Consider the following 22,522-nt stretch of genomic DNA (forward strand, 5'->3'; position numbering starts at 1 on the left):
GACCCACGTCACGACACGGGCTTGCGCGTACCCGCTGCAGTTGCCGAAGTTCACGTCGTAGTCCTTCACCGACACCGAATACGTGCCGTCCTTCTTGATCGCGATGTTGTCCAACACCGACGCCCACGGGTACTGCCCGGCATTGCCGGTGACACCCGACGTGGTACCCGGAGACAACGGAATCGACAGGCCACCGTTCACACCACCCAACGACACACCCGCCGACGGCGACCCACCGGTCGACAGACCGGCATTCGCGCCGGGGCCGGTCACGCCGAGCGACACACCGATCGCGCCCGGGAACTGGCACCCCGACATCAGCGACAGGTTCAGCGTGCCGTTCACATCCTTACCAGCACCCTTGACATCGACGTAGCCGGTCGACGTCACCCAGGTGGTGCGCGTCTGCGCAGTCGCCAGCGAAGGCAGGATCTTCGCGTGATTGTTCGTCGAACGCAGCTTCACACTGAACTTGCCCGCGGTCGACACGACCTTCTCACCGTTCGGCAGCGGCACGTACACATCCGCATGCGCGACTCCCGCGGCCAACACCGTCGCCGCAGTCGCCGCCGCGGCAGCGGCCACGCTCACCCGGGTGGCAGTCTTACCCACCTTGCTCATATCTTCCCCTCACCAGGAACTCCTCGGCGGGCTAACGCCGATCGAACGACCGTCCGGAAGACCTGAGAGTGGGCTGAATGAAACCTCGATCCCATCACTCCACTCCCGTGACGCAGGGGTTGTCCCCCGTGGTCCGCGCAGGTCATAAGCTCACCGGGTTCGGTGAGCCTGTGAGAAGGTTAAGCGCGAGCCATGCCCTACAGCAACCTTCGGGCGCAGAAATTTACAAACTGCCAGCTGACTGTGGGACCCAAGCCCTGTTCCGTAACACGGACGTAACGGTCCGAAACGGGCATTAGATGAACGACGGGGGACTTTGCGGGGAACCGCGGTATGTCGTTTACGGCCGAAGCGCCGCCGGCGAACCCGACCGCAGACGCTGACAGGGGCGGCGTCACGTGACGCCGCCCCTGTCAGGCGATTTCCGGGACCCGAGTCGCCGGTGGCCGGATCGGCCAGTTCCTGTCAGCCGAGCGTGAAGGGCTTACCCCAGAGCACCGCGGTGCCCTCGGAGTTGCCCACCTGGCCGGTGACGTAGGCGTAGAAGCGCGCCTGCGCGTAGCCGGCGCAGCCGTCCGTCCCGATGGTGCTGTCGGACCAGGACAGCGATCCCGAGTCTCCGGTGAACTTGAACGACTTGGAGGGCTTCTGCCAGCCGAGGTCGGAGCCGTTGGTCGGCTTGAACTCGTCGCCCGCGTTCGGCCACTTCGGCTTGTCCAGCGTCAACGGCTGGGTACCGATAGTGCCGGCCGCCAGCTTCAGCGACGCACCTGTGCCGACTGACGCCGAGGCGATCTGGTCGCTCTTGCCCTGGCCGACGCCGGCGGACGACGCACTGATGATCGGACCCGTACCGGTGCCGCTGCCGGTGATATTGGTGTCGCCGACGCTGATCTGGCAGCCGACCACGTAGCCGGCGGAGATGCTGCCGTTGCCGGGCTTCTTGCCCTTGATGGTGGCACGCAACGTGCCCGAAACCCAGGCGTTGCGGGTGGTGGGCAGGGCGACCATACCGGGCGAGAGCTTCGCCGACTGGCCGGTGGCGGACACGACGATGGCGCCGTCGCCGATGCGCTGCGTGACCTGGCCGCTGGGGAGCGGAATGAACGTGTCGGCGTTGGCGGCGCCCGATGCCAGGCCCGCGATCGCGGTGCCTGCGACGGCGGCCGCCGCCGCGCCGCGGAGGACGATCTTCTTCATGGGGTTTCCCTTTCAGGAAGGAGACACCCGCGTGGGCGGGTGCGGTGGCTGGAGGTGGACGGGCGTCAGCCCAGGCTGAAGGGCTTGCCGTACAGATAGCCCTCGACACGGTTGCTGCCCTTGAGCTCGACCCAGGTCACGACACGGGCTTGCGCGTACCCGCTGCAGTTGCCGAAGTTCACGTCGTAGTCCTTGACCGACACCGAATACGTGCCGTCCTTCTTGATCGAGACGTTGTCCAGCACGGAGGCCCACGGGTACTGCCCGGCATTGCCGGTAACACCCGAGGTGGTGCCGGGAGACAGCGGGACGGACAGGCCGCCGTTCACACCACCCAGCGACACACCCGCCGACGGCGACCCACCGGTCGACAGACCGGCATTCGCACCCGGGCCGGTCACGCCGAGCGACACACCGATCGCGCCCGGGAACTGGCACCCCGACATCAGCGACAGGTTCAGCGTGCCGTTCACATCCTTACCGGCACCCTTGACATCGACATAACCCGTCGACGTCACCCACGTCGTGCGCGTCTGCGCCGTCGCCAGCGAAGGCAGGATCTTCGCGTGATTGTTCGTCGAGCGCAACGTCACACTGAACTTGCCCGCCGTCGCGACATTCTTCGTACCGTTCGGCAGCGGCACATACGTGTCCGCGTGCGCCGTGCCGGCCGCCAGCACCGTCGCCGCCGTGGCGACCGCAGCCGCCGTGACACCGAGGCGCGCCGAGGTCTTGCCCACCTTGCCCATTCGTTCCCCTCACCAGGAATCGTGTTCAAGCGCCCCCTGCCGGGGCCGCCGCGCGCCGTCGGCGCGCACGTAAAACCAACCCTCTTACGGATATCCGCAGAGGGGTCGATCGTCGGGCGCACTCAGCTGATCTGGTCGATACGCCCGCCCGCCTCCGACTGTTCTCACAGTCTTCTCACGGTTCGGGCGGACTATATCGACCCGTTCGGGCAGGCGGCAACCGCCAGAATCTGGAGGATTATTGCAGGTGAGGGCCACAACAAGCCCGGCCGCGTAGCGGGTGTACGGCGTCTACCAGCGACTACCAGCCGAAACCAGATCGTTAGCTTATCCAGCTTTCTATATGCACGTCCAAGCCGTTCCCGAAGAGTTCACTCAGCCAATTCCATGGATTCATATTCACTTCGGCGAATTCAGCCGGAAAACGGCACATGTCGCCTGCGCACCTGAGCGCAGCCTGAATACACGCGAAGAGCGTGTACGGGAAGGGATCAGCCGTGGTGAGGCGGCCGGTTGTCTGCGATCCAACTATCGCGGCGACGGCCGTCTGCACCGGCGCCGTCGTCGGCCGTCTGGGCGGCATCGCGCACCTGCTCCGGCAGCGCTTCGCCGAAGATGCGGGCGACGTCGGCCGCGGACCACCGTCCGGCACCGCCTGCGGGAGCGGCGCCGTCGGGCTCACTCCGCCTGGTCATCGGCTCCTGCCACGTGCTCGATCACGTGCGCGGCGAGCGGGCAGAGGGTCGCCATACCGTCGCGGACGGCCGCCCTCGACGATGCCAGGTTGACGACGACGGTACTGCCGGACACGCCTGCAAGTCCCCGCGACAGGCACGCGTCGGTCGCGCCGGCGGCGAGCCCGGACGCGCGCAGAGCCTCGCAGATGCCCGGCAGCTTCTTATCGAGGATCTCCTCGGTCGCCTCGGGCGTCACGTCACGCGCTCCCACCCCTACGCCGCCGATGGTGATCGCCAGGTCGACCCCTCCGATCACCGCGGTGTTCAGCGCGTTGCGCACCGCCACCTCGTCCGAGGGCACGACCACGACGCCGTCGACGAAGAAGTCCGCCTCCTCCAGCAGTTCGGTGACGAGCGCGCCGACGGGTTTGGGGCCCGCGGCGTGCGCACCGCGGTCGTCCACGACGATGACCAGCGCGCGACCCAGGACTCGGTCGGGCACGGTGTCCTCGACCACGATGTCGGAGGGCTCCGCGAGGTCGCTCAACCACTCGGTGGTAGCGGTGTCGTTGTCGGTCATCTCGAATCCCCTCGTAGTCAATTGCTCAGCGTATCCAGCTTCACCTGTGCGGTCTTCGTGCCGCCGCCCGGGTCCACGTAGGTGATCGTCACGGTAGTACCGGGCGCGTACGAACGCACGGCCCCTATGAGGGCGATACCGTCGGGGACCTGCAGATCGTCGATCTTGGTGACGATCGAGCCCTTCGGGATGCCCGCTCGCTCCGCGGCTCCGCCGGCGCTGACGTCGGAGATCACGCCACCGGGCTGGCTGTTGGACGCGCCCATCTTGACCGTCACGCCGAGCGCGGCGTGCGTCGCCTTCTTGTTGTCGATGAGCTCCTGCGCGATGCGCTTGACCTGGTTCGCGGGGATCGCGAAGCCCAGGCCGATGCTGCCGGACTGCTGCGACTGGCCGTCGAGGGACTGGCCCTGCTGCAGCGACGCGATCGACGACGTGATGCCGATGAGCTCGCCGTTCGAGTTCACCAGCGCACCGCCCGAGTTACCGGGGTTGATCGACGCGTCGGTCTGGATCGAGTCGATGACCGTGGTCTGGTCCGACGATTTGCCGGACGTGGCGACCGGCCGGTTCAGCGCGGACACGATGCCGCTCGTGACGGTGCCCGACAGGCCCAGGGGCGCGCCGACGGCGACGACGTCCTGCCCCACCGCGACCTTCGAGCTGTCACCCACCGTGATCGGAGTCAGGTCGTTCCGGTCCACCTTGATCACCGCGAGGTCGGACACGTCGTCCGTACCGACGACGGTCGCCTTCGACGTCGACCCGTCGGCGAACGTGACGGTGATAGCGCCGCCGGCGGACGATCCTTCACCGCTCACGACGTGGTTGTTGGTGACGATGAGACCGTCCTTGGTGAGCACCACGCCCGAGCCGCTGTCTCCGGAGCGCCCGGCGACGTACTCGATCGACACGACCGACGGCAGGACGCGGTTCGCGATGTCCTGCACCGAACCCTTGGCCGCGGCAGGTGCGTTTCCGTTGTTCGCGGCCACGGTCATCGTCGAACCTCCACCGCCGGAGCCGGAGCCCTTGGTGAGGGCTGCGCCCACGAGACCGCCACCGAGCGCCGCGACGAGTGCGATGACGATCGCCAGCGTCGCGAGCGCGCCCCCGCCGGGCCCACGCCGACCGACCGGAGGCACACCGGGCGGTGTGCCTCCCGGCGCGGGCAGCTGCCCCGTGGGGCTGTAACCCTGCGGCTGGCCCGGTGCCGGATAACCGCTCGGCTGCTCGTAGTAGCCGGGCTGGGACTGGCCCTGCGGTGCCTGCGACGACTGCGGGTAGCCACCAAGGGGCTGCGCCTGCTGGGGCTGGGCCTGCTGTCCCTGCTGGCGGTACTGCTCGTAGGCCCAGGGGTTGGCGCCCCGGCCCTGATCTCCCGCGTCTGGAGCGGGGCGCTGCGGCTCTCCACCCTGTGTCATTGCTTCGTCCTCGTCTCGTTCGACGTGTCGGCTGTGTTGTCACCGACCACTTTGCGTCCGTTGCCTGTGAAGTCGCTGTGCCCTCGTTGTCGTTTCGTGGGCAACGACCGGTGGCGCCAGGGGACCCGCGATTCGCGCGACTCGCGCCGCACCACCTGCGGTGCGCGGCCGCCCGCCACGGGCGACCCCGGCAGGGAGACCGAGAGCAGCGCGCCACCCGTGTCGGAGTCCCCCGCGGTGATGGTGCCACCATGCCGCTCGACGACCTGCTTCACTATCGCGAGGCCCAATCCGGAGCCGGGCATGGACCGCGACGACATCGAGCGGTAGAACCGCTCGAACACCAGCGCCCGGTCCTCCGGCGGGATACCGGGGCCGCTGTCCGCCACCGTCAACACCGCACGCTCCACACCGGTCTCGCGAAGCCCGACGCGCACCGCGGCACCGTCGGGGGAGAACTTGGCGGCGTTGTCGAGCAGATTGATGACGGCCCGCGACAGGCCGCCCTGGTCTCCGTAGACGCGCCACGGCGCGGTATCGCACTCGAAGCGCACGTCGGGACGGCGGCGCTGCACGCGCTCGACGCCCTTCGTCACGACCTCCTCGAGGTCCACCTCCTGGTGCACGGCTTCGGGCGCGTCCTCGCGGGCCAGGTCGACGAGGTCGCCCACCAGCGTGGTGAGCTCCTCGACCTGCGCCAGGACGTCGTCCGACAGCGCTGTCATCTCCTCCTCGGGGATCGCCGGTGCGCCCGGCCGCCGGGCGGCGATGAGCAGCTCGACGTTGGTCCGCAGGCTGGTCAGCGGGGTCCGCAGCTCGTGGCCGGCATCGGCGACCAGACGCGACTGCCTGTCGCGGGACTCGGCCAGTGCCGTCAGCATCGAGTTGAAGCTCATCGTCAGGCGCGCCAGCTCGTCGCGACCGGTGACGGGGATCGGCGTGAGGTCGTCGGTGCGGGCAACCCGCTCGGAGGCCTCGGTGAGCCGCTGAACGGGTCTGAGTCCGCCGCGGGCGACGGCGGTGCCGGCGACGGCCGCCAGCACCACACCGCACGCGCCGACCACGAACAGCACGACCGCCAGCTCGCTGAGCAGGTTCTTGGTGGGCGTGAGGTCCTCGGACACGATCAGGGTGACCCCGTTGTCGAGGTGCTGGGCCATGACCCGAGAGTCGCCGACGGACCGCAGCGAGACCTGCTCGCGGCCCGCGATGACGTCCCTTTCCGGCTTCCCGAGTGGCACGGTCCCCGAGTGGTACGGCGTGCCGTCCGGGTAGACGACCATGGTCTGGTTCACCGACAGATCGGGCCGGAACATCAGCATCATCATCACGGTCGTGAACTGGGTGACGGGGCTCGACATCGCCGGCGCGACGGACTCGACCTGCTTATGCAGGCGATTGTCGACGTCGGCGTACATCGCGCGCTTGACCACGAAGAACGCCGACGCCGCCATCACGGCCACCGCCACGCCCACGACGATGGCCGCCAGCAGCGTGACGCGCCAGCGGAAGCTGACGTTGCGGGTTATCGGGTTGGGATCGCGCATCGGGCGGTCACGTCCGGGGCGCTGCTGGTTGCTCTGGAGGTGATGCGCGTTCACGGTGGCGTCTCGCGGAGGACGTACCCGACCCCGCGGACGGTGTGGATCAGCCGGGACTCGCCGCCGGCCTCGGTCTTCCGCCGCAGGTACCCGATGTAGACCTCGAGTGCGTTGCCCGAGGTCGGGAAGTCGTAACCCCATACCTCCTCGAGGATGCGCCCTCGCGTAAGCACGCGCCGCGGGTTCGCCATCAGCATCTCGAGCAGGCTGAACTCGGTGCGCGTGAGACTGATACCGCGCTCGCCGCGTGTCACCTCGCGGGTCACCGGATCCATCGTGAGGTCTTCGAACGTGAGCGCCTCGGAGTCGGTGCCCGGATCCGTGGTCGCACGGCGCAGCAGCGCCCGCATCCGCGCGAGGAGTTCCTCGAGCGCGAACGGTTTGGGCAGGTAGTCGTCGGCACCCGCGTCGAGGCCCGACACCCGGTCGCTCACGGCGTCGCGCGCGGTGAGGACGAGGATCGGCAGGTCGTCGCCCGCGCTGCGCAGTCGGCGACACACCTCGAGGCCGTCGACCCTCGGCATCATCAGATCGAGTACCAGGGCGTCGGGCCGGTTACCCACGATGTGATCGAGGGCGTCCTGTCCGTCGAAGGCCGTATCCACCTGATAACCGTTGAACGTGAGCGAGCGCCGCAGTGACTCCCGCACCGCCCGATCATCGTCCACCACCAGAATGCGCATGGTTCCCAGTCTTACCGGGCGGTGATGTGAAATGTCTTAAGACTCGCTTGTCCGGTTCGCCGGCTGGGCCGTTCAGCGCCGGAACACGCGCCGCACAGCTCGCCCTATGCGGCCCGCGAGGTCCTCGGGCGCCACCGGCACCCGCCAACCCTGCCACAGCGCGACGAGGCGGAATGCCGTAGCCAGCACCGCGCCCGCGATGAGCGCACGACTCTCGGTGGCACCCCACTGATATGCGGCGACTGTTGCCGCGGCTCCGGAGAGCGCAGGAATCGCGTACAAGTCACGCTGCTGCAGGAGCAGCGGGACCTCGTTGACCAGGATGTCGCGCAGCACGCCGCCGCCGAGCGCCGTCGTGATGCCCACCAGCGCCGAACCGTAGGGGCTCACGCCGTGGTGCAACGCCGTGAGCGCACCGGTCGAGGCGAAGACGCCCATGCCGACCGCGTCGAGCACCAGAACGCTGCCGCGCAACACCGCGAACTGCGGATGCAGTACGAACACCAGCGCGCCCGCCACCGTCGCGACGGTGAGGTTCTGCCAGCTCTGGAACGACGTCGGCGGGGTGACCCCGATGAGCACGTCGCGCGCTACGCCTCCGCCCAGCGCAGTGAGTACGGCCATCGTCCACACACCGAACACGTCGAGCCGCTTGCGGACGCCGATCAGCGCACCCGACGCCGCGAACACGGCGATACCCGCGTAGTTCAGGACGCTCAGCAGCACGCGTCACCCTCCCCGGACAGCGCGAAAGGCGGGACCGGCTCGATGCCGGTCCCGCCTTCCACGGAACGCTGAAGTTCTTAGCGGCGGTCGAAGTCGACCAGGCCGAGCTTCGCGGCGCGGACCAGGCGACGCGGCACCAGCTGGGTGCGGCCACCTACCGTGACGGCCTGCAGCTCGGGGTTGTCCGCCTTCCACTGCGAGCGGCGGGCACGGGTGTTGGCCCGCGACATACGGCGCTTGGGTACAGCCATGATTCTTCCTATCGGTCCGGTCGTGTAAGCCTTGTCAGACGTGAGCCCGGCGGGCTACGAACGTCACAAGGGATGAAGTCTACCGTCTGGCGGCCCGCGCTCCAAAACGCGCGTACTTCGCCTCGAACCGCTGCACGCGCCCCGCCGTGTCGACGAGCCGCTGCCTCCCGGTCCACAGCGGGTGCGAGTCGCTCGTGACATCGACGGTGATCAGCGGATACGTGACGCCGTCGATCTCGGTCGTCTGCCGGGAGTCCGCCGTGCTGCGCGTGAGGAAGACCTTCCCCGTCGACGCGTCCTTGATCGCCACCGGCCGGTACTCGGGGTGGATGCCCTGCTTCATTCTGCCGTCCTCTCGTCTACGGACTCTCTGGTTCCGAGCGCCGGCTCGGTGCACGGATCCACATGGAAGCCGCCGAACGGGTCCTCCCACCGTGCCCACTCGCCTGGGTGCTCCAGTTCTCCGTCGGTCACCAGCGCCCACGCGAGTACACGGCGCACCACGCCGGGGTCGGCGCCCGCCGTCAGTACGACGAGACTCGTGTGCCGGTTGCCGCGGCCCTCGTCCCATACGAGCGGATCCGGGCAGTCGTCCCACGATCCGGCAACACCCACACGAAGCCCCTGACCCGCCGACTCGAGCCACAGCATCGCGTCCGGACTGGTCGCGAGCCATACGCGACCGCGCGCCGTCACGACGCCGTCGAGCAGCGTGTCGACCGCCTCGTGCAGGCGGCCGGGGTGGAACGGGCGGGTAGCCGCGAAGTCGAGGAGAGCCACGTCGCCGTCGGGCTCGAGCGGCGGGGCGCCCGCGAGCAGGGGCGCCCATGGTCCTGCTCCGCCGACGCGGGCGGACCCCACGGCCCGCTCGAGCACGCGCGGAAGCGGAACGGACTCCCTGCAGATCGGCACGCCGGGAGCGAGCCGCCGGACGACCGCTCGCAGCCGCGCGGGATCCGGGCTGTCGCTCACGACGACGGCATCCGCCCACTGGACGTGCCCGACGGCGAGCTGTGCAACGGTGCGCTCGTCGTCCTCCGTCGTCGCGAACCGGTCCGCCAGGTCGGCGTCACCCAGAGCATCGTCGAGCCAACCCTCGCCGACGAAGCCGACGACGGCCGCGATCTCCACGTCCAACCCCGCGGGCCCATCCGGGATGTCTGACCGCGATGCGGCCGCACCGGTCTCGCCGGCCATCGACACGACCACGTGCTCGACGGCGTGCGCGATCGCCTCGGCCTCCAGCACGGGGTCCAGGCGCAGCACGATCCGCTCCACGCCGGGACGCCTGTGCAGGGCGCGCAGTAGGGGCAGGAGATCCTTGCGCAGGGTGCAGGAGACGCAGCCGTGCGCGAGCTCGAGCACCGCGATACGCGTGTCGAGTGCCTGGCGCTGCGGCATGTCGCCCGCCTGCCCCGCTGACAGCGTCGTCTCGGTGCGCACGACGAGCCCCTCGGCCAGGCCCGAGAGGTCGTGATGCACGACGACGGTGCCCGGCGCTGCGAGCTCGTCGGCCCTGGCGGTGTCCCACCCGGTGAGCAGTACCACCGGTGTCTTTTTGGTAACCGTTTCCATTTCAGCTAGCCTAGACGGTAACGGTATCCATTATCAACAAGGAGGACTCGTGTCCGCTCACTGCCAGGTGACGGGGCGCGCGCCGGGCTTCGGTAAGTCCGTGTCGCATTCGCACGTGCGCACCAACCGGCGCTGGAACCCCAACATCCAGCGTCGCCGCTACTACGTCCCCAGCCTCGGCCGCACCGTCACGCTGCGCGTCTCGGCCAAGGGCATCAAGACGATCGACCGCCGGGGCATCGACGCCGTCGCACGGGAGATCCTGGCCCGCGGGGAGAAGATCTGATGGCGGCGGGCGAGATCCGGCCGATCATCAAGCTCAAGTCGACGGCCGGCACCGGCTACACCTACGTGACCCGCAAGAACCGTCGCAACGATCCCGACCGCATGGTGCTGCGCAAGTACGACCCCGTCGTGCGCCGGCACGTCGACTTCCGTGAGGAGCGGTAGATGGCCACCAAGGCGATGATCGCGAAGAACGAGCGCCGGAAGGCCCTCGTCGCGAAGTACGCGGACCAGCGCGGCCAGCTGAAGAAGCTCATCGCGCACCCCGGCACGGCGCCGGACGTGCGCCAAGCCGCGGTGTCGGCGCTGTCGAAGCTCCCCCGGGACTCGTCCGCGACGCGTGTTCGCAACCGGGACTCGGTCGACGGTCGCCCACGCGGGCACCTGCGGAAGTTCGGGCTGTCCCGCGTGCGGCTGCGCGCGATGGCCCATGCCGGTGAGCTCCCCGGAGTCTCGAAGTCGAGTTGGTAGCCGAAAGCATCAGGAGGAAGACGATGGCGAAACCCTCATCCCGGAAGCGGGTCCAGCCGCGCGAGATCCCGAAGGCGCGACGCAACGCGCTGCTCGCACGGGGTGTCACAGAGGCCGACTACAAGGACGTGACGCTGCTGCGCACGTTCCTCACCGAGCGCGGGAAGATCCGCGGCCGGCGGGTCACCGGACTCACGCCCCAGCAACAGAAGCAGGTGGCGGGGGCGATCAAGAACGCGCGCGAAATGGCTCTGCTCCCCTACGCAGGCCCGAGATAGCCCGGCGGCCGTCCTGTCGTCCGTCCTATCGGCCGTGCTGACGGAGGCGGTAGGCGCCCCGAGTAGCGTCATCGCGCGTGATCGGGGTTCTCGAGGGATTCGCGGTCATCGCCGTAGTGATCGCCGCGGGTTATCTGACCGGGCGCCTGGGGGTGCTCGGCGAGACTCCGGAACTGGTTCTGTCGAAGCTGGTGTTCTACGTGCTGACACCGGCGCTGCTGCTGGACAAGCTCGCCACGACCGACGTGGCGGTGCTGTTCTCGTCACGACTGTGGGTGAGCGCGGCGTCGGCGCTGACCATCGCCTCGGCGCACTATCTGATCGCGCGACTGATCCTGCGCCGCGGCATCGGACAGGCCACGGTCGGCGCACTCGCATCCAGCTACGTGAACTCGTCGAACCTCGGCATCCCGATCGCGGTGTTCGTGCTCGACGACACCTCGTACGTGGCACCGCTGCTGCTGTTCCAGATCCTCGTGTACTCCCCCGTCGCGCTCGCACTGCTCGATCTCTCGGAGCGGCGCGAACGCCCGGGGCGGTCGCCGCTATGGCGGACGGTCGTCGCCGGATTCGCCAACCCGATCGTGGTGGGCGCGCTCATCGGGCTCCTGGTATCGCTGGCCCGATGGCACCCGCCGAAGTGGGCGATGAACAGTGCCGAACTGCTCGGCAACGCATCGGTCCCCATGGCCCTCCTGGTGTTCGGGCTCTCACTGGGCGGCGTGCGGATCATGCAGAAGGGCGAGGCGCCGCGGCGCGACATCCTGCTGGCCACGGTGCTCAAGATGGGTGCGATGCCACTCGTCGCATGGGCGCTGACGCGCTTCGCAGTCGGCGAATCCGGTCACGCGCTGTTCGCCCAGACCGTCACCGCCGCGCTGCCCACAGCACAGAACGTGCTCGTCTACGCGCTGCGGTACAACCGGGGCGTGATGCTCGCGCGCGATGCGGGGCTCATAACGACAACCGTCGCGATCCCTGTCATCATGGTCATAGCAGCGCTGCTCGCCTGATCCGTGTGACGGCTGTGGTCTCTGTGCCGCGATTTCGGTGACCGCGGTCACATGATTCACGCGCATACGCCCCGACCTGGTCACATATCGCACTCAGGGTGAGGTTTGGGCTTGGCATCACAACTTACCCATGGGTTAATAACCCACGACATCCGGCGACCCAGGTCGCCCGACAGATGGGATGAGGAGACAACACATGGCGAATCAGAGCACGCCATCGAAGTCCACCGCGTCGACCACTGCGCGCGCCGTCGAGACCTTCGTAGCCGCAGTCGAAGCACGCGGCGGCAAGGCCGAGACCACCACGCGCGGCAACGTGAAGATCGTCAAGGTCACCGCCGACGGTGCCGAGCGCACGGTCCGCGTCAAGGGCACCACCAAAGAGGAGTGGACGGCACGCCGCAGCGAGTCCGTGGCCGGCAAGTCGCCGGTGGACGCGTGGGCGCTGATCGACCTCACCGAGGGCGCACCAGTCGCCCTGGTGAGCGGCAAGGAGTACGCCACCTTCGTGTCGAAGCAGATCGGCGCGTGGGAGAGCCGCAACCCGGGCAAGCAGTTCGGCGCGAACTCTCAGGTCCCCGTCACTGGTGACGACGTCGCCGGGTGGGAGGGCGCCTGGAACCTGCTCGGCCTGCCCGCCGAGCCGGCTGGCGCCAAGCCTGCCGCCGCCAAGCCCGTCGCCTCGAAGGGTGCGTCGAAGCCGGCGTCGTCGAAGACCGCTGCGTCGAAGCCTGCGGCGAAGAAGCCCACCGAGAAGAAGGCGCCGGCGAAGCCTGCCGCTGCGAAGACTGCTACGTCCAAGCCGGCGTCCAAGACCACCGCGGCGAAGCCGGCCGCGAAGAAGCCGACTCCGGCCAAGCCCGACGCCAAGGCCGACAAGGGCGCGGCGAAGATCACGCCGATCGCTGAGCAGCAGGCGGCAGCGTCGAAGGCGAAGTCGCCGTACGACGCCGCCGACTCCAAGGCCACCGATTCCAAGGCCACCAAGGCCGGTAGCACCAAGGCCGGTAGCACCAAGGCCGCCGCGGGCAAGCCGGCTGCCGCCAAGGACGCTCCAGCCAAGGACGCCGGCAAGGCCAAGGACGTGAAGGGCGCCAAGCAGCCCACCGGGATCGCGGTGCTCCTCAAGCGCCTGCCCGTGGTCGGTCGCCTGATCTGATCGTCTCGAGACCTGTGGCCGCCTCCCCTCCGAGAGAACGGGGAGGCGGCCACAGCCGTATCCGCCTAGTGTGGAATCCATGGGCGAGGAAGCGGGTACCGGCCGCGAGCTGATGCGCGCGTCGGATCAGGACCGGAACCTGGTGATGCAGTTGCTGTCGCAGGCGCTCGACACGGGGCGGCTGACCTTCTCCGAGTTCGAGGACCGCACGTCGCGCGCGGTCGCGGCGCGCACCTACAGCGACCTCGACCGGCTCGTCTCGGATATCCCGGCGCCGATGGCGGCGGCGCGTCCGCAGCCCACCACTCTGCCGATGCTCGGCACCAAGGTGGCCGTGATGAGCGAGGCGAAAGTGCGCGGCGCCGTGGCCGTCGGGGCCGAGCACTCCGCATTCGCATGGTGGGGCGGCGTAACGCTCGACCTCTCGGAGGCGACCTTCACCGCGCCCGAGGTCACCATCACCGCCACCGCCATCATGGCCGGAATCAAGATCATCCTGCCCGCCGATGCCGTCGTGCACGTCCCCGGCCTCGGCATCATGGGCGCGTTCGAGCACAAGGACCCGCGGCCGGGGAAGCCCGGCGGCCCGCGCGTCACCGTCCGGGGCATCGCCTTCTGGGGCGGCGTCGAGGTGGTGCAGCGGTAGGCACTACCGCCTACGTCTCGACCCCAGATAGTCCGACACCACGGCGGCGCCTAGGCCGTCCAGATCCGGGTTGACCAGCCGGCCGCCGACGCGCCGGGCCACGAGGTCTAGGAATCGGGTCAGCGACGGCTCGTCACCCAACTGGAAGATCGTCGTCTGTGCACCCTGCGCCGCAACCGCGTCGAAGCCGCGCACCGTCAGCGCGAGAGTCCGCGGGTGCGGCGGGTAGCCGAAGAACGCCTCACCGTCACGTTCGAGGTGCGCGGTGGGCTCGCCGTCGGTGACCACGAGCAGTACGGGCTGCGCGGCCGAATGGCGACGGAAGTGGTCGCCCGCCAACAGCAGCGCGTGATGCAGGTTCGTGCCCTGTTCGTACACGCCGTCGAGGCCGGTCAGTTCCGCAGCGGTCAGGGTCCGGGCGTGCCGCCCGAAACCGATCACCGTGAGCTCGTCGCCTCGGAAACGTGTCGAGATCAGCTGGTGCAGCGCGAGTGCCGTGCGCTTCATCGGGACCCATCGCCCCTCCATGACCATGGAGAAGCTGGTGTCCACGAGCAGCGCGACCGCCGCCCGCGAGCGCGCCTCGGTCTCGACGACCTCTATGTCACGGGCGTCGAGGCGCACCGAACCGTCCCGCGGGGCACCCGAACCCGACTGGCGCAGCACGGCGTTCACCACAGTGCGGGTGGTGTCCCACGGCTGCACGTCACCGAATCGCCACTCGCGGCTCGCACCGGTCGGCTCGCCGGCGATGCCGGCGCGGTCTGTGGCTCGCTCGCCGCCCCGCGCACTGAGCTGCTGCGCGACGTCCCGCAGGATCGACTGCCCGAGCTGTCGGATCGCCTTTGGAGAGAGTCGCAGCGCACCATCGGGCTCGCGCTCGAAATAGCCTGCGTCGCGAAGTGCGCGTTCCAGCTCCTTGAGCGCCTGCGCATCCACCGCCGTGTCCTCGCCCAACTGGCGGGCGAGCGCCTCGAGGTCGATGTCGTCCATCGATGCGCCCTGATGCTGCTGGGACAGCTGGTCGATCAGGTCGTCGAGCTCTGCGATATCCGCCATGGCACCGGTCGCGTCGCCGAGACCCATCCCCTGCTGCCCCTCGAAATCCTCGCTGCCGTACCAGTCCTCGCCAGGCCGCGCTTGTTGCAGCGCATCGCCCAGCCGGTTCAGCGCCTGCGACAGTGACGGAGTACCGAACGCGCTCTGCGCCAGCTGATCCAGCTCGGCCCGCTGCTCGGAGGTCAAGCTGTTGCGTAGTCGCTGCGCCGCTGCGGCGCGCTTGGCGAGCGAGTCGATCAGCTCGTCGACGTTGCGCGGGTTGTCGGGGAAGAACTCGCCGTGTTCGTCCATGAACTCGGCGAAGTCCTGATCCGTGTCCTCGCCGCGGTTGTGCTTGTCCAGCAACGAATTCAGGTCGTCGAGCATCTCCTGGACACGCCGCCGGTCCTCATCGGTGGCGTTCTCGAGCGCCTCCTTCATCCCCGCGAACTGCTGATCGAGCAGCTCTCGTCCCATGAGGTCCTTTATGCGCTCGAACTTTTCGCGCCCCTCGGGCGACCGCCACGCGTAGTCGCTCAGCTCCCGCACCGCCTGCGCCGGGGACGGCGGCAGGTTCTCGATGCGCATCTCCTGGAACCGGGCATCGTCGTCGAGGGCTCGCGCGAGCTCTCTACGTTCCGTGAGAACGGCCTCGTCGAGCAGCTCACGGATGTCCTCGAACGTCTTGTCCAAGTTGTTGCGGCGCAACAGGTCCTGTCGACGACGGTGCGCCGCCTCCGCCAACTTATCCAGCCCGCGCCTGTCTTGGGAGCCCCGCCGCAGGTACTCCTGCAGGGCGCGCCGGGGCGATACGCCCTCCATGACGTCGCGCCCGATCTCGTCCAGCGCCTCCCGCAGATCCACCGGCGGGGCCAGGGGATCGGGGCCGCCGGTATAGCGGCTGTATCGCGAGAAGCGGTGATGCCTAGCCATAGACCGTCTGCCCCGAATCGTCCGATTCCTTGCCTATCCGCCGCGCGAGATACAGTCCCTCCAGGGCGAATTCGGCCGCCGAGGCACGCTCGCCGTCCGTATCCGCGCCGAGGCGCTCGTACACCTCGGCCAATACGTGGACCTCCGGCAGACCGTCGAGCAGTTGCTCCGCGCTGACGTCCTCCCCCGTGACTACGGGACCGCCCTGCTCCAGCGCCGCGACCAGGGGCCCGAGGTCCACCCCACCGAGGTTCTCGCGCGCGGCATCGGCGGTGGCACGGCGCAGCAGGTGCCCCAGCACGGCGAGCTCGCGCCCCTCCTCCCCCGCTTCGAATTCGACCTTGCCGCGCAGCACCTCCACGATCGAGTCGAGGTCCACGACGCGGGCGACCGGCAGCTCCTCGCCACCCAGAACGGCGCGGTGCAGTGCGGATGCAGCCACCGTCTCCTGCGCTGCGATGGCGAAACGTGCGGATACGCCGGAGCGCTGGTCCACCGACGAGGACTCCCGCAACTCGCGAGTGAAGCGGGCGAGGACCTCCGTGAGGTACGGCGGCACCGAGGCCACCGTGTCGGCCTCCTGCTCGATCACGGCCACCTCGTCATCGAGGTCGATCGGGTAGTGCGTGCGGATCTCGGCGCCGAACCGGTCCTTGAGCGGCGTGATGATCCGGCCGCGGTTCGTATAGTCCTCGGGGTTCGCGGAGGCGACCAGCAGCACGTCCAGGGGTAGCCGCAGGCTGTACCCGCGCACCTGGATGTCCCGCTCCTCCATCACGTTCAGCATGGCGACCTGGATCCGCTCGGCCAGGTCCGGCAGCTCGTTGACGGCGACGATGCCGCGATGCGCACGCGGGATGAGGCCGAAGTGGATGGTCTCGGGATCACCTAGGCTGCGCCCTTCGGCCACCTTGATGGGGTCGACGTCGCCGACCAGGTCGCCGACAGAGGTATCGGGCGTCGCCAACTTCTCCGAGTAGCGGTCGTCGCGGTGCCGCCACGACACCGGCAGGTCGTCGCCCAGCTCGGCGGCCCGGCGCACGGAAGCAGGGGTTATCGGATGGTAGGGGTGTTCGCCCAGCTCAGCACCGTCGATGACGGGGGTCCACTCATCGAGCAGACCCACGATCGTGCGGATCAGGCGGGTCTTGCCCTGCCCGCGTTCTCCAAGCAGGACCACGTCGTGGCCCGCCAGGAGCGCTCGCTCGAGCTGGGGGATAACGGTGTCGTCGAACCCCTGGATGCCCTCCCATGGGTCGATATCGCCGCGCAGAGCGGCGATCAGGTTGTGTCGGATCTCGTCCTTGATGCCGCGGTAGACGTGGCCGGATGCGCGCAGCTCTCCGACGGTGGTCGGTGCCGGGCCGGTGGAAGCGTCAGTCACGAATCCACGCTACGCCCGGCCCCCGGCACGTGCACGGCGCCGGGGCGCCGCTACTTCGCCCGCGTGCCGGGGAGGATCCCGGCGTCGATGACCTTCTTGACGTACGGCCGGGTGCGGTCGATGAGGTTCGCGGCGGCCGGGCCGAAGGCCGCACCGCTGATCGCATCGGTGCCGGCCTCGATGTCCTGGTACAGGGCGAAACCGTCCGCCGTGAGGCGGTGCTTGTCGCCATCGCGCTCGACCAGGCCGCGTGCTACGAGCCTGTCGATCGCGGCGTCCCAGTCGGCGTCGGACAGGCCGCGGCTCACCTGGAAGAAGCGCCGCCCGATCACCCTGCGCGAGATCGAGGGGTCAGGCAGTTCGGCCTCGTGGAACACGCCGGCGTCGACCCCGTCGAGACCGTGACGCACCAGCTCCGCGATGTGATTGTCGCCGCGCCACTCCCGCAGCACAGACAGATGTCGCCAGAGCGCGAGGGCAGGAGCGTCCGGCACGTCGCTCGCCGCCCAGGCCGCGGCCAGTGCACGCCCCGACATCGGCAGATCCGCGATCAGGGCCGCGTACTCCGGCACGAGGTCCGCGAGCCCGGCGGCGTCGCCCAGGATCCCGCGGTACTGCGCGTCGAGCATGGCGTAGCGACGGTCGTCGATCTCGGCGAGTCCGGCGTCCAGCGCCGCGGGCCACGCCGTCTCGATCAGGGCCGGCGAGAAGTTGTAGAACGCCGCCGCCACCACCGGTGCCACGACCTCACCCATCGGTGCGGCGCGAGCACCCACGTAGAAGGCGTGCGCGTCGAGGCCGAGGTCCTCCTGCGCGGCGCGCAGACCGGGGTTGAAATAGGCGACGACGTGATACGGCTCGAGCGACTGATAGGCGTGGCGTGCGGTCTCCGCAGATGTGGCCATGCGTCCCACCGTATCCGGTGCAGCGGACCGCATCGCACGATCGGCGTATCGATCCGGGCGGAGGGGCCATGAGGAATCGGCGGCCGCGACCGCGATCGCCGTGGGCGGCCATCCTGGTAGCCACACACCCGGACCGGCGTGTTCTGGGACGACGCGAACGACGGCGACTGCATCGCGGGAGCGCGACCTCACCGGCACCGCGCCCCGCCGCGGTGACCTGGTTGGGGCGTGCGGTGCCGGACGAGCCGCTGCACGCCGGCCATTTCACCGAGCGCACGCGGGACCAGGTGCACGACTCCACACCGGACCCGGTGGGGGCCGGGTGCGGCCCTAGTGGAAGAAGTGGCGTGTGCCGGTGAAGTACATCGTCACACCGGCCTCCTGGGCGACCTCGATGGTCTCCTTGTCGTGGATGGAGCCGCCGGGCTGAACGATCGCCTTGACCCCCGCATCGATCAGGATCTGCGGGCCGTCGGGGAATGGGAAGAACGCATCCGACGCCGCGACCGACCCGACCACGCGGTCGCCGGCGCGGTTCACGGCCAGCTGCGCAGCGTCGACGCGATTGACCTGCCCCATACCGACGCCGACCGAGGCGCCGCGAGATGCCAGCAGGATCGCGTTCGACTTGACCGAACGGACTGCGCGCCAGGCGAATTCGAGGTCGGCGAGAGTGGCCTCATCGGCGGGCTCGCCGGTGGCGAGGGTCCACTCGGCGGGGTCGTCGCCGGCGGCGTCGATAGCGTCGGTGTCCTGCAGCAGCACACCCCCGGAGATCTGCTTGACCTCGGTGGTGAGCACCGGGGGCTGGGCCAGCAGGATCCGGACGTTCTTCTTCTTGGTGAGCAGCTCGAGCGCGCCGGGGGCGTACGACGGCGCGATGATCACCTCCGTGAAGATCTCGGAGACCTGCTCGGCCATCTCAACGCTGACCTCGCGGTTCGCGGCGATCACGCCGCCGTATGCGGACACCGGGTCGGACGCGTGCGCCCGCCGGTGAGCCTGCGCCACGTCCTTGCCGATAGCGATGCCGCAGGGGTTGGCATGCTTGATGATCGCGACGGCCGGTTCCGTGAAGTCCCAGGCGGACCGCCACGCGGCATCGCCGTCCGTGTAGTTGTTGTAGCTCATCGCCTTGCCGTGCAGCTGCTCCGCCTGTGCGATGCCCGAGCCGCCGGTCGCGGCGTACAGCGCGGCGCCCTGATGCGGGTTCTCGCCGTAGCGCAGCACCGCCTCGCGCCGCCAGCTGCCACCCATCCAGGTGGGGAAGTGGCTGTCCGCGGACTCCTCGGAAGGGGCAGCCACCACGTCGGTCATGTATGACGCGACCGCGATGTCGTAGTCGGCCGTGTGTCGGAAGGCTTTGGCGGCGAGGCTCTTACGCCGCTCCAGCGAGAAGCCGACGCGGGCGTTGTCGATCACCTCGGTGTAATCGTCGGGCGATACCACGACGGTCACCGACGGGTGGTTCTTGGCCGCGGCGCGCACCATCGACGGCCCACCGATGTCGATCTGCTCGACGCACTCGTCCTCGGTGGCCCCGGACGCGACGGTGTCCGTGAAGGGGTACAGGTTCACCACGACCAGCTCGAAGCGTTGCACGCCGAGGTCCTTGAGCTGCTGCACGTGATCGGGCAGGCGGGTGTCGGCCAGGATCCCCGCGTGCACGCGCGGGTGCAGCGTCTTCACGCGCCCGTCGAGGCACTCCGGGAAGCCCGTGAGATCCTCGACCCGGGTCACGGCGACGCCGGCGTCGGCGATCGTCTTGGCGGTCGAGCCCGTGGACACGATCTCCACGCCGGCCTGCTCGAGGCCCGTCGCCAGCTCCACCAGCCCCGTCTTGTCGTACACGCTGATCAAAGCGCGCTTGAAGGGGATGCTGCTCATCGAAGTGTGACCTTTCGTCCGTTCAGGGTGTAGCCACGCCGGGCCACGTCGGCGACGACCTCCGCAAGGAGGCGACGCTCCACGACCTTGATCCGTTCGTGCAGTGTCTCCTCGGTGTCGCCCAGCTCGACCGGCACGGCCCGCTGCGCGAGGATCGGGCCCGTATCGAGACCCGAATCCACCAGGTGCACCGTGGATCCCGTGACCGCGACCCCGTACTCGAGCGCGTCCGGGACCGCGCGGGCACCGGGGAACGCAGGCAGGAGCGCGGGGTGCGCGTTGATCACCCGGCCACCGTACGCCCCGAGGAACTCGGGGCCGAGGAGCTTCATGAATCCGGCCGCGACCACGAGATCGGGATGTAGACCCGCCACGGCCGCCGTGAGCGCGGTGTCCCACGCCGCGCGGTCGGGATGCGAGCCGAGGCGCACGACCGACGCGGGGAGCCCCGCCTCAGCGGCGATGCGTACAGCACGGCAATCCCTGTCTGCGACGAGCCCGACGACCTCCCCCGGATATCCGGAGTCGCCGGCCGCCTCGAGGAGGGATGCGAGCAACGAGCCCGTCCCGGAGGCGAGTACGACGATGCGTGCGGGTGCACACGGGGGCACGACGAGCACTGCGGGGGTGTCCAGCTTCTCTCTCCTCGGGCTACGGGATTCCGGTCAAAGCCTAGACGCGTCCGAATCCGGTACCGACGGCCCGGTCGCTCACTCCCCGAAGGTATAGCTGTCGAGTTCCTCCACATCGGCGACGACGGGATCTCGGACGGGCGCCGGACGGCCGCCCCGCGCACGCGTCCCGGGCTCGTGGGCCGACGGCACGCGCGCCTCGTCCCGGGCCGTCGTCGGCGCTTCTCCCCCGCGTGCAGCATCGGTGCCTCCGGTCCGGGCGGCGTCGCGGACGCTGTCGAAGTCACCGGTCTCGGGGTCGTCCGGCTCGGCGCTGTCCGACGCGGCATCGTGCGTAGCGCCGCAGGACTCGGAACGGTCGTGCTCGGAGCGGTCGTGCTCGGCGGCGCCATCGGGGTCGGAGACGGGCGTCTCGTCCGGCTCGGCGTACCGCTCGGGTGCGTCTGCGTCGGAGCGGATCGGCGCCGCGACATCGGCATCGTCGGGCTCGTCCGCGAAGGTGGTGTATCCGGCGGGCCCGTCTGCGCGGCCGGCACGCTTCGTCGACCGCACCGCGCGCGTGTCACCGAACTGCTGCACCGCGAGCGCCGCCAGCGCTCCGACGAGCATGATCCACGCGAACGTGAAGAAGAACAGCTCGGGCAGATCCAGGCCGACCCGGCCTGAGCCGCCCAGCTGGCCGCCTGCGAGCCAGGATGCGGCGGTGATCCCGGCGGCCGTCGCGAGAGCCGCGACACCGATGGTCTTGAGGGTGGGGCCGAGCTCGGGATCCGCGGCAGCGCAGCGACGCCCGGTCGCCACGGCGACCACGGCGGGCACGAGCAGCAGCACGAGCAGGTAGCGCGGCGAATCGCCCGCGGGGAGGATCGCGAGCAGCGGGATCGCGGGCGCCTGGCCGGGCGCCGAGGAGAAGAGGCTGACCGCGACGGGGCCCACCTGAGCGCCCGCGCCGACGGTGATGCCCGCCGCGCCGATCATCACGTTGGGCATGTAGAGCACGGAGAGGGCCGTGAGCCCGAGCATTCCGATCGCATCGTTCCCGGCACCGACCAACGAACCGACGGTGCTCCACTGGACGAGCAGGCGCACGACCACGATCGCGGCGCCGACGGCGAAGAAGGCGGCCAGCGCGCGGGTGGCGACCGCGAGGGCGTCCTCCACCCACAGCGGCACGCGCAGGAGGTCCGATACTTCGTGCCGGCGGCCGTAACCGATCCCGATCAGGGCGGCGACCAGGTGTACGACGGCGGTGTCGACGAATGCCACGAGCGGCGGCGGGGTCCCCACGGTGAACGTACTGGTCGCGTCGTTCACCACGGCGAGGGCGATCGCGGTGAACAGCAGTGGCCCGCCGACTGCGCACAACACCACCGTCCGGAGCTCGCGCAGGGGACGACCATCCGATGCGGAGCGCGACATCCGCGCAACGCCGACCATGAGCAGCAGCGTCGGGATCAGTGGGAGCGTGCTGACGGTGATGTCGCTGACCGTCACCGGCACCTGATGCACCGCGAGCCACAGCTCGGAGACGACAGCGAACACTGCGGCCATGTCCGACTGCTGGGTGGCCATCGTCAGGACGCCGAGCAGCGCGACGATCGCCAACGCCACGACGGACGGGCCGAACGCGACGGCGAACAACGAGCGGGCCTCACCGGCGCCGCGCAGTCGGGACAGGGTGGAGTTCATCGCGCCCCAGCCTTGCACCGGGCGGGGCCTCAGTCGATGCGGCGCGCCGGGTGTGACGGAAGCCCTTACGGACATTTCAGGAGGTGCGTCGAGAATCGGGGGAGGGGGGGGGCGC

General features: G+C 69.3%; 25 protein-coding genes. 7 read left to right on the top strand and 18 right to left on the bottom strand.

The annotated features are described in order from the left end of the window. The 12 genes from P0W64_RS21630 to P0W64_RS21685 form a co-directional block, all read right to left on the bottom strand. Positions 1–621 (bottom strand): MspA family porin (locus P0W64_RS21630; RefSeq protein ID WP_275482254.1); only part of this gene is annotated, 621 nt, incomplete at its 3' end. 465 nt (positions 622–1,086) lie between these two features. Further along, complete coding sequence (locus tag P0W64_RS21635) at positions 1,087–1,821, bottom strand: MspA family porin (protein ID WP_275482256.1); 735 nt, start codon at positions 1,819–1,821, stop codon at positions 1,087–1,089. A gap of 65 nt (positions 1,822–1,886) precedes the next feature. Further along, entirely contained in the window at positions 1,887–2,570 is a 684-nt protein-coding gene (locus P0W64_RS21640) for an MspA family porin (RefSeq protein WP_275482257.1), read from the bottom strand. A 491-nt stretch (positions 2,571–3,061) separates the two neighbouring features. Continuing rightward, on the bottom strand, positions 3,062–3,265 hold the full coding sequence (locus tag P0W64_RS21645; RefSeq protein WP_275482258.1) for a hypothetical protein: 204 nt from the start codon (positions 3,263–3,265) through the stop codon (positions 3,062–3,064). Next, positions 3,249–3,827, bottom strand: a complete 579-nt coding sequence (locus P0W64_RS21650; RefSeq protein WP_275482259.1) for a MogA/MoaB family molybdenum cofactor biosynthesis protein — start codon at positions 3,825–3,827, stop codon at positions 3,249–3,251. The genes P0W64_RS21645 and P0W64_RS21650 overlap by 17 nt, the downstream gene beginning before the upstream one ends. A 17-nt stretch (positions 3,828–3,844) precedes the next feature. Next, complete coding sequence (locus P0W64_RS21655; protein WP_275482260.1) at positions 3,845–5,251, bottom strand: trypsin-like peptidase domain-containing protein; 1,407 nt, start codon at positions 5,249–5,251, stop codon at positions 3,845–3,847. Continuing rightward, positions 5,248–6,798 (bottom strand): HAMP domain-containing sensor histidine kinase, encoded by a 1,551-nt coding sequence (locus tag P0W64_RS21660; protein WP_275482261.1) that lies wholly within the window; start codon positions 6,796–6,798, stop codon positions 5,248–5,250. Before P0W64_RS21660 ends, P0W64_RS21655 begins: the two co-directional genes overlap by 4 nt. Before the next feature lie 50 nt (positions 6,799–6,848). After that, on the bottom strand, positions 6,849–7,535 hold the full coding sequence (locus P0W64_RS21665; protein WP_275482262.1) for a response regulator transcription factor: 687 nt from the start codon (positions 7,533–7,535) through the stop codon (positions 6,849–6,851). Positions 7,536–7,607: 72 nt separating this feature from the next. Beyond that, positions 7,608–8,261 carry a trimeric intracellular cation channel family protein gene (locus P0W64_RS21670; RefSeq protein WP_275482263.1) on the bottom strand — a complete coding sequence of 218 codons (654 nt, stop codon included), beginning with the start codon at positions 8,259–8,261 and terminating at the stop codon, positions 7,608–7,610. Positions 8,262–8,338: 77 nt separating this feature from the next. Continuing rightward, positions 8,339–8,512, bottom strand: a complete 174-nt coding sequence (gene rpmF, locus P0W64_RS21675; RefSeq protein WP_275482264.1) for a 50S ribosomal protein L32 — start codon at positions 8,510–8,512, stop codon at positions 8,339–8,341. 79 nt (positions 8,513–8,591) lie between these two features. Beyond that, positions 8,592–8,855: a type B 50S ribosomal protein L31 gene (locus P0W64_RS21680; protein ID WP_275482265.1), complete on the bottom strand. Its 264-nt coding sequence runs from the start codon at positions 8,853–8,855 to the stop codon at positions 8,592–8,594. Then, positions 8,852–10,087 carry a GTP-binding protein gene (locus tag P0W64_RS21685; RefSeq protein ID WP_275482266.1) on the bottom strand — a complete coding sequence of 412 codons (1,236 nt, stop codon included), beginning with the start codon at positions 10,085–10,087 and terminating at the stop codon, positions 8,852–8,854. Before P0W64_RS21685 ends, P0W64_RS21680 begins: the two co-directional genes overlap by 4 nt. A gap of 49 nt (positions 10,088–10,136) precedes the next feature. On the opposite strand from P0W64_RS21685, the gene rpmB reads away from it, so the two are divergent. The 7 genes from rpmB (at position 10,137) to P0W64_RS21720 (ending at position 13,939) form a co-directional block, all read left to right on the top strand. Beyond that, positions 10,137–10,373 carry a 50S ribosomal protein L28 gene (gene rpmB / locus P0W64_RS21690; protein WP_275482267.1) on the top strand — a complete coding sequence of 79 codons (237 nt, stop codon included), beginning with the start codon at positions 10,137–10,139 and terminating at the stop codon, positions 10,371–10,373. Beyond that, positions 10,373–10,537 (top strand): 50S ribosomal protein L33, encoded by a 165-nt coding sequence (rpmG, locus tag P0W64_RS21695; RefSeq protein WP_275482268.1) that lies wholly within the window; start codon positions 10,373–10,375, stop codon positions 10,535–10,537. Before rpmB ends, rpmG begins: the two co-directional genes overlap by 1 nt. Next, entirely contained in the window at positions 10,538–10,843 is a 306-nt protein-coding gene (rpsN, locus tag P0W64_RS21700) for a 30S ribosomal protein S14 (RefSeq protein ID WP_275482269.1), read from the top strand. A gap of 23 nt (positions 10,844–10,866) precedes the next feature. Further along, a complete protein-coding gene (rpsR, locus tag P0W64_RS21705; RefSeq protein ID WP_275482270.1) occupies positions 10,867–11,121 on the top strand; it encodes a 30S ribosomal protein S18 in 255 nt (84 codons plus the stop codon). 77 nt (positions 11,122–11,198) lie between these two features. Then, entirely contained in the window at positions 11,199–12,134 is a 936-nt protein-coding gene (locus P0W64_RS21710) for an AEC family transporter (RefSeq protein ID WP_275482271.1), read from the top strand. Between the two features lie 196 nt (positions 12,135–12,330). Continuing rightward, the gene (locus P0W64_RS21715; protein WP_275482272.1) at positions 12,331–13,293 is read left to right on the top strand and encodes a hypothetical protein; all 963 of its coding nucleotides are present in this window, start codon (positions 12,331–12,333) and stop codon (positions 13,291–13,293) included. 79 nt (positions 13,294–13,372) lie between these two features. Further along, positions 13,373–13,939, top strand: a complete 567-nt coding sequence (locus tag P0W64_RS21720; RefSeq protein ID WP_275482273.1) for a DUF1707 domain-containing protein — start codon at positions 13,373–13,375, stop codon at positions 13,937–13,939. 3 nt (positions 13,940–13,942) lie between these two features. Here P0W64_RS21720 and P0W64_RS21725 read toward each other — a convergent pair whose 3' ends face one another. The 6 genes from P0W64_RS21725 to P0W64_RS21750 all read right to left on the bottom strand — a co-directional run bounded on the left by P0W64_RS21725 (position 13,943) and on the right by P0W64_RS21750 (position 22,407). Continuing rightward, a complete protein-coding gene (locus P0W64_RS21725) occupies positions 13,943–15,910 on the bottom strand; it encodes a VWA domain-containing protein (RefSeq protein ID WP_275482274.1) in 1,968 nt (655 codons plus the stop codon). Then, positions 15,903–17,294 carry a sigma 54-interacting transcriptional regulator gene (locus P0W64_RS21730; RefSeq protein ID WP_275482275.1) on the bottom strand — a complete coding sequence of 464 codons (1,392 nt, stop codon included), beginning with the start codon at positions 17,292–17,294 and terminating at the stop codon, positions 15,903–15,905. The genes P0W64_RS21725 and P0W64_RS21730 overlap by 8 nt, the downstream gene beginning before the upstream one ends. Positions 17,295–17,344: 50 nt before the next feature. Further along, complete coding sequence (locus P0W64_RS21735; protein ID WP_275482276.1) at positions 17,345–18,199, bottom strand: hypothetical protein; 855 nt, start codon at positions 18,197–18,199, stop codon at positions 17,345–17,347. Between the two features lie 330 nt (positions 18,200–18,529). Then, complete coding sequence (gene purH, locus P0W64_RS21740) at positions 18,530–20,086, bottom strand: bifunctional phosphoribosylaminoimidazolecarboxamide formyltransferase/IMP cyclohydrolase (protein WP_275482277.1); 1,557 nt, start codon at positions 20,084–20,086, stop codon at positions 18,530–18,532. Further along, positions 20,083–20,706: a phosphoribosylglycinamide formyltransferase gene (gene purN, locus P0W64_RS21745; RefSeq protein ID WP_275482278.1), complete on the bottom strand. Its 624-nt coding sequence runs from the start codon at positions 20,704–20,706 to the stop codon at positions 20,083–20,085. The genes purH and purN overlap by 4 nt, the downstream gene beginning before the upstream one ends. A 90-nt stretch (positions 20,707–20,796) precedes the next feature. After that, a complete protein-coding gene (locus P0W64_RS21750) occupies positions 20,797–22,407 on the bottom strand; it encodes a DUF6350 family protein (RefSeq protein ID WP_275482279.1) in 1,611 nt (536 codons plus the stop codon). Positions 22,408–22,522: the final 115 nt, after the last annotated feature.

Source organism: Tsukamurella sp. 8F (genome assembly GCF_029167375.1).
Taxonomy (GTDB): Bacteria; Actinomycetota; Actinomycetes; order Mycobacteriales; family Mycobacteriaceae; genus Tsukamurella.

Bases quoted from the DNA above. Each gene is read 5' to 3' on its own strand.
- P0W64_RS21735 (WP_275482276.1), bottom strand. From the start codon at position 18,199: ATGGCCACATCTGCGGAGACCGCACGCCACGCCTATCAGTCGCTCGAG.
- P0W64_RS21650 (WP_275482259.1), bottom strand. From the start codon at position 3,827: ATGACCGACAACGACACCGCTACCACCGAGTGGTTGAGCGACCTCGCG.
- rpmF (WP_275482264.1), bottom strand. From the start codon at position 8,512: ATGGCTGTACCCAAGCGCCGTATGTCGCGGGCCAACACCCGTGCCCGC.
- P0W64_RS21715 (WP_275482272.1), top strand. From the start codon at position 12,331: ATGGCGAATCAGAGCACGCCATCGAAGTCCACCGCGTCGACCACTGCG.
- P0W64_RS21665 (WP_275482262.1), bottom strand. From the start codon at position 7,535: ATGCGCATTCTGGTGGTGGACGATGATCGGGCGGTGCGGGAGTCACTG.
- P0W64_RS21725 (WP_275482274.1), bottom strand. From the start codon at position 15,910: ATGGCTAGGCATCACCGCTTCTCGCGATACAGCCGCTATACCGGCGGC.
- P0W64_RS21660 (WP_275482261.1), bottom strand. From the start codon at position 6,798: ATGCGCGATCCCAACCCGATAACCCGCAACGTCAGCTTCCGCTGGCGC.
- purH (WP_275482277.1), bottom strand. From the start codon at position 20,086: ATGAGCAGCATCCCCTTCAAGCGCGCTTTGATCAGCGTGTACGACAAG.
- rpmG (WP_275482268.1), top strand. From the start codon at position 10,373: ATGGCGGCGGGCGAGATCCGGCCGATCATCAAGCTCAAGTCGACGGCC.
- P0W64_RS21750 (WP_275482279.1), bottom strand. From the start codon at position 22,407: ATGAACTCCACCCTGTCCCGACTGCGCGGCGCCGGTGAGGCCCGCTCG.
- P0W64_RS21645 (WP_275482258.1), bottom strand. From the start codon at position 3,265: ATGACCAGGCGGAGTGAGCCCGACGGCGCCGCTCCCGCAGGCGGTGCC.
- P0W64_RS21640 (WP_275482257.1), bottom strand. From the start codon at position 2,570: ATGGGCAAGGTGGGCAAGACCTCGGCGCGCCTCGGTGTCACGGCGGCT.
- P0W64_RS21685 (WP_275482266.1), bottom strand. From the start codon at position 10,087: ATGGAAACGGTTACCAAAAAGACACCGGTGGTACTGCTCACCGGGTGG.
- rpsN (WP_275482269.1), top strand. From the start codon at position 10,538: ATGGCCACCAAGGCGATGATCGCGAAGAACGAGCGCCGGAAGGCCCTC.
- P0W64_RS21635 (WP_275482256.1), bottom strand. From the start codon at position 1,821: ATGAAGAAGATCGTCCTCCGCGGCGCGGCGGCGGCCGCCGTCGCAGGC.
- rpsR (WP_275482270.1), top strand. From the start codon at position 10,867: ATGGCGAAACCCTCATCCCGGAAGCGGGTCCAGCCGCGCGAGATCCCG.
- P0W64_RS21655 (WP_275482260.1), bottom strand. From the start codon at position 5,251: ATGACACAGGGTGGAGAGCCGCAGCGCCCCGCTCCAGACGCGGGAGAT.
- P0W64_RS21680 (WP_275482265.1), bottom strand. From the start codon at position 8,855: ATGAAGCAGGGCATCCACCCCGAGTACCGGCCGGTGGCGATCAAGGAC.
- P0W64_RS21720 (WP_275482273.1), top strand. From the start codon at position 13,373: ATGGGCGAGGAAGCGGGTACCGGCCGCGAGCTGATGCGCGCGTCGGAT.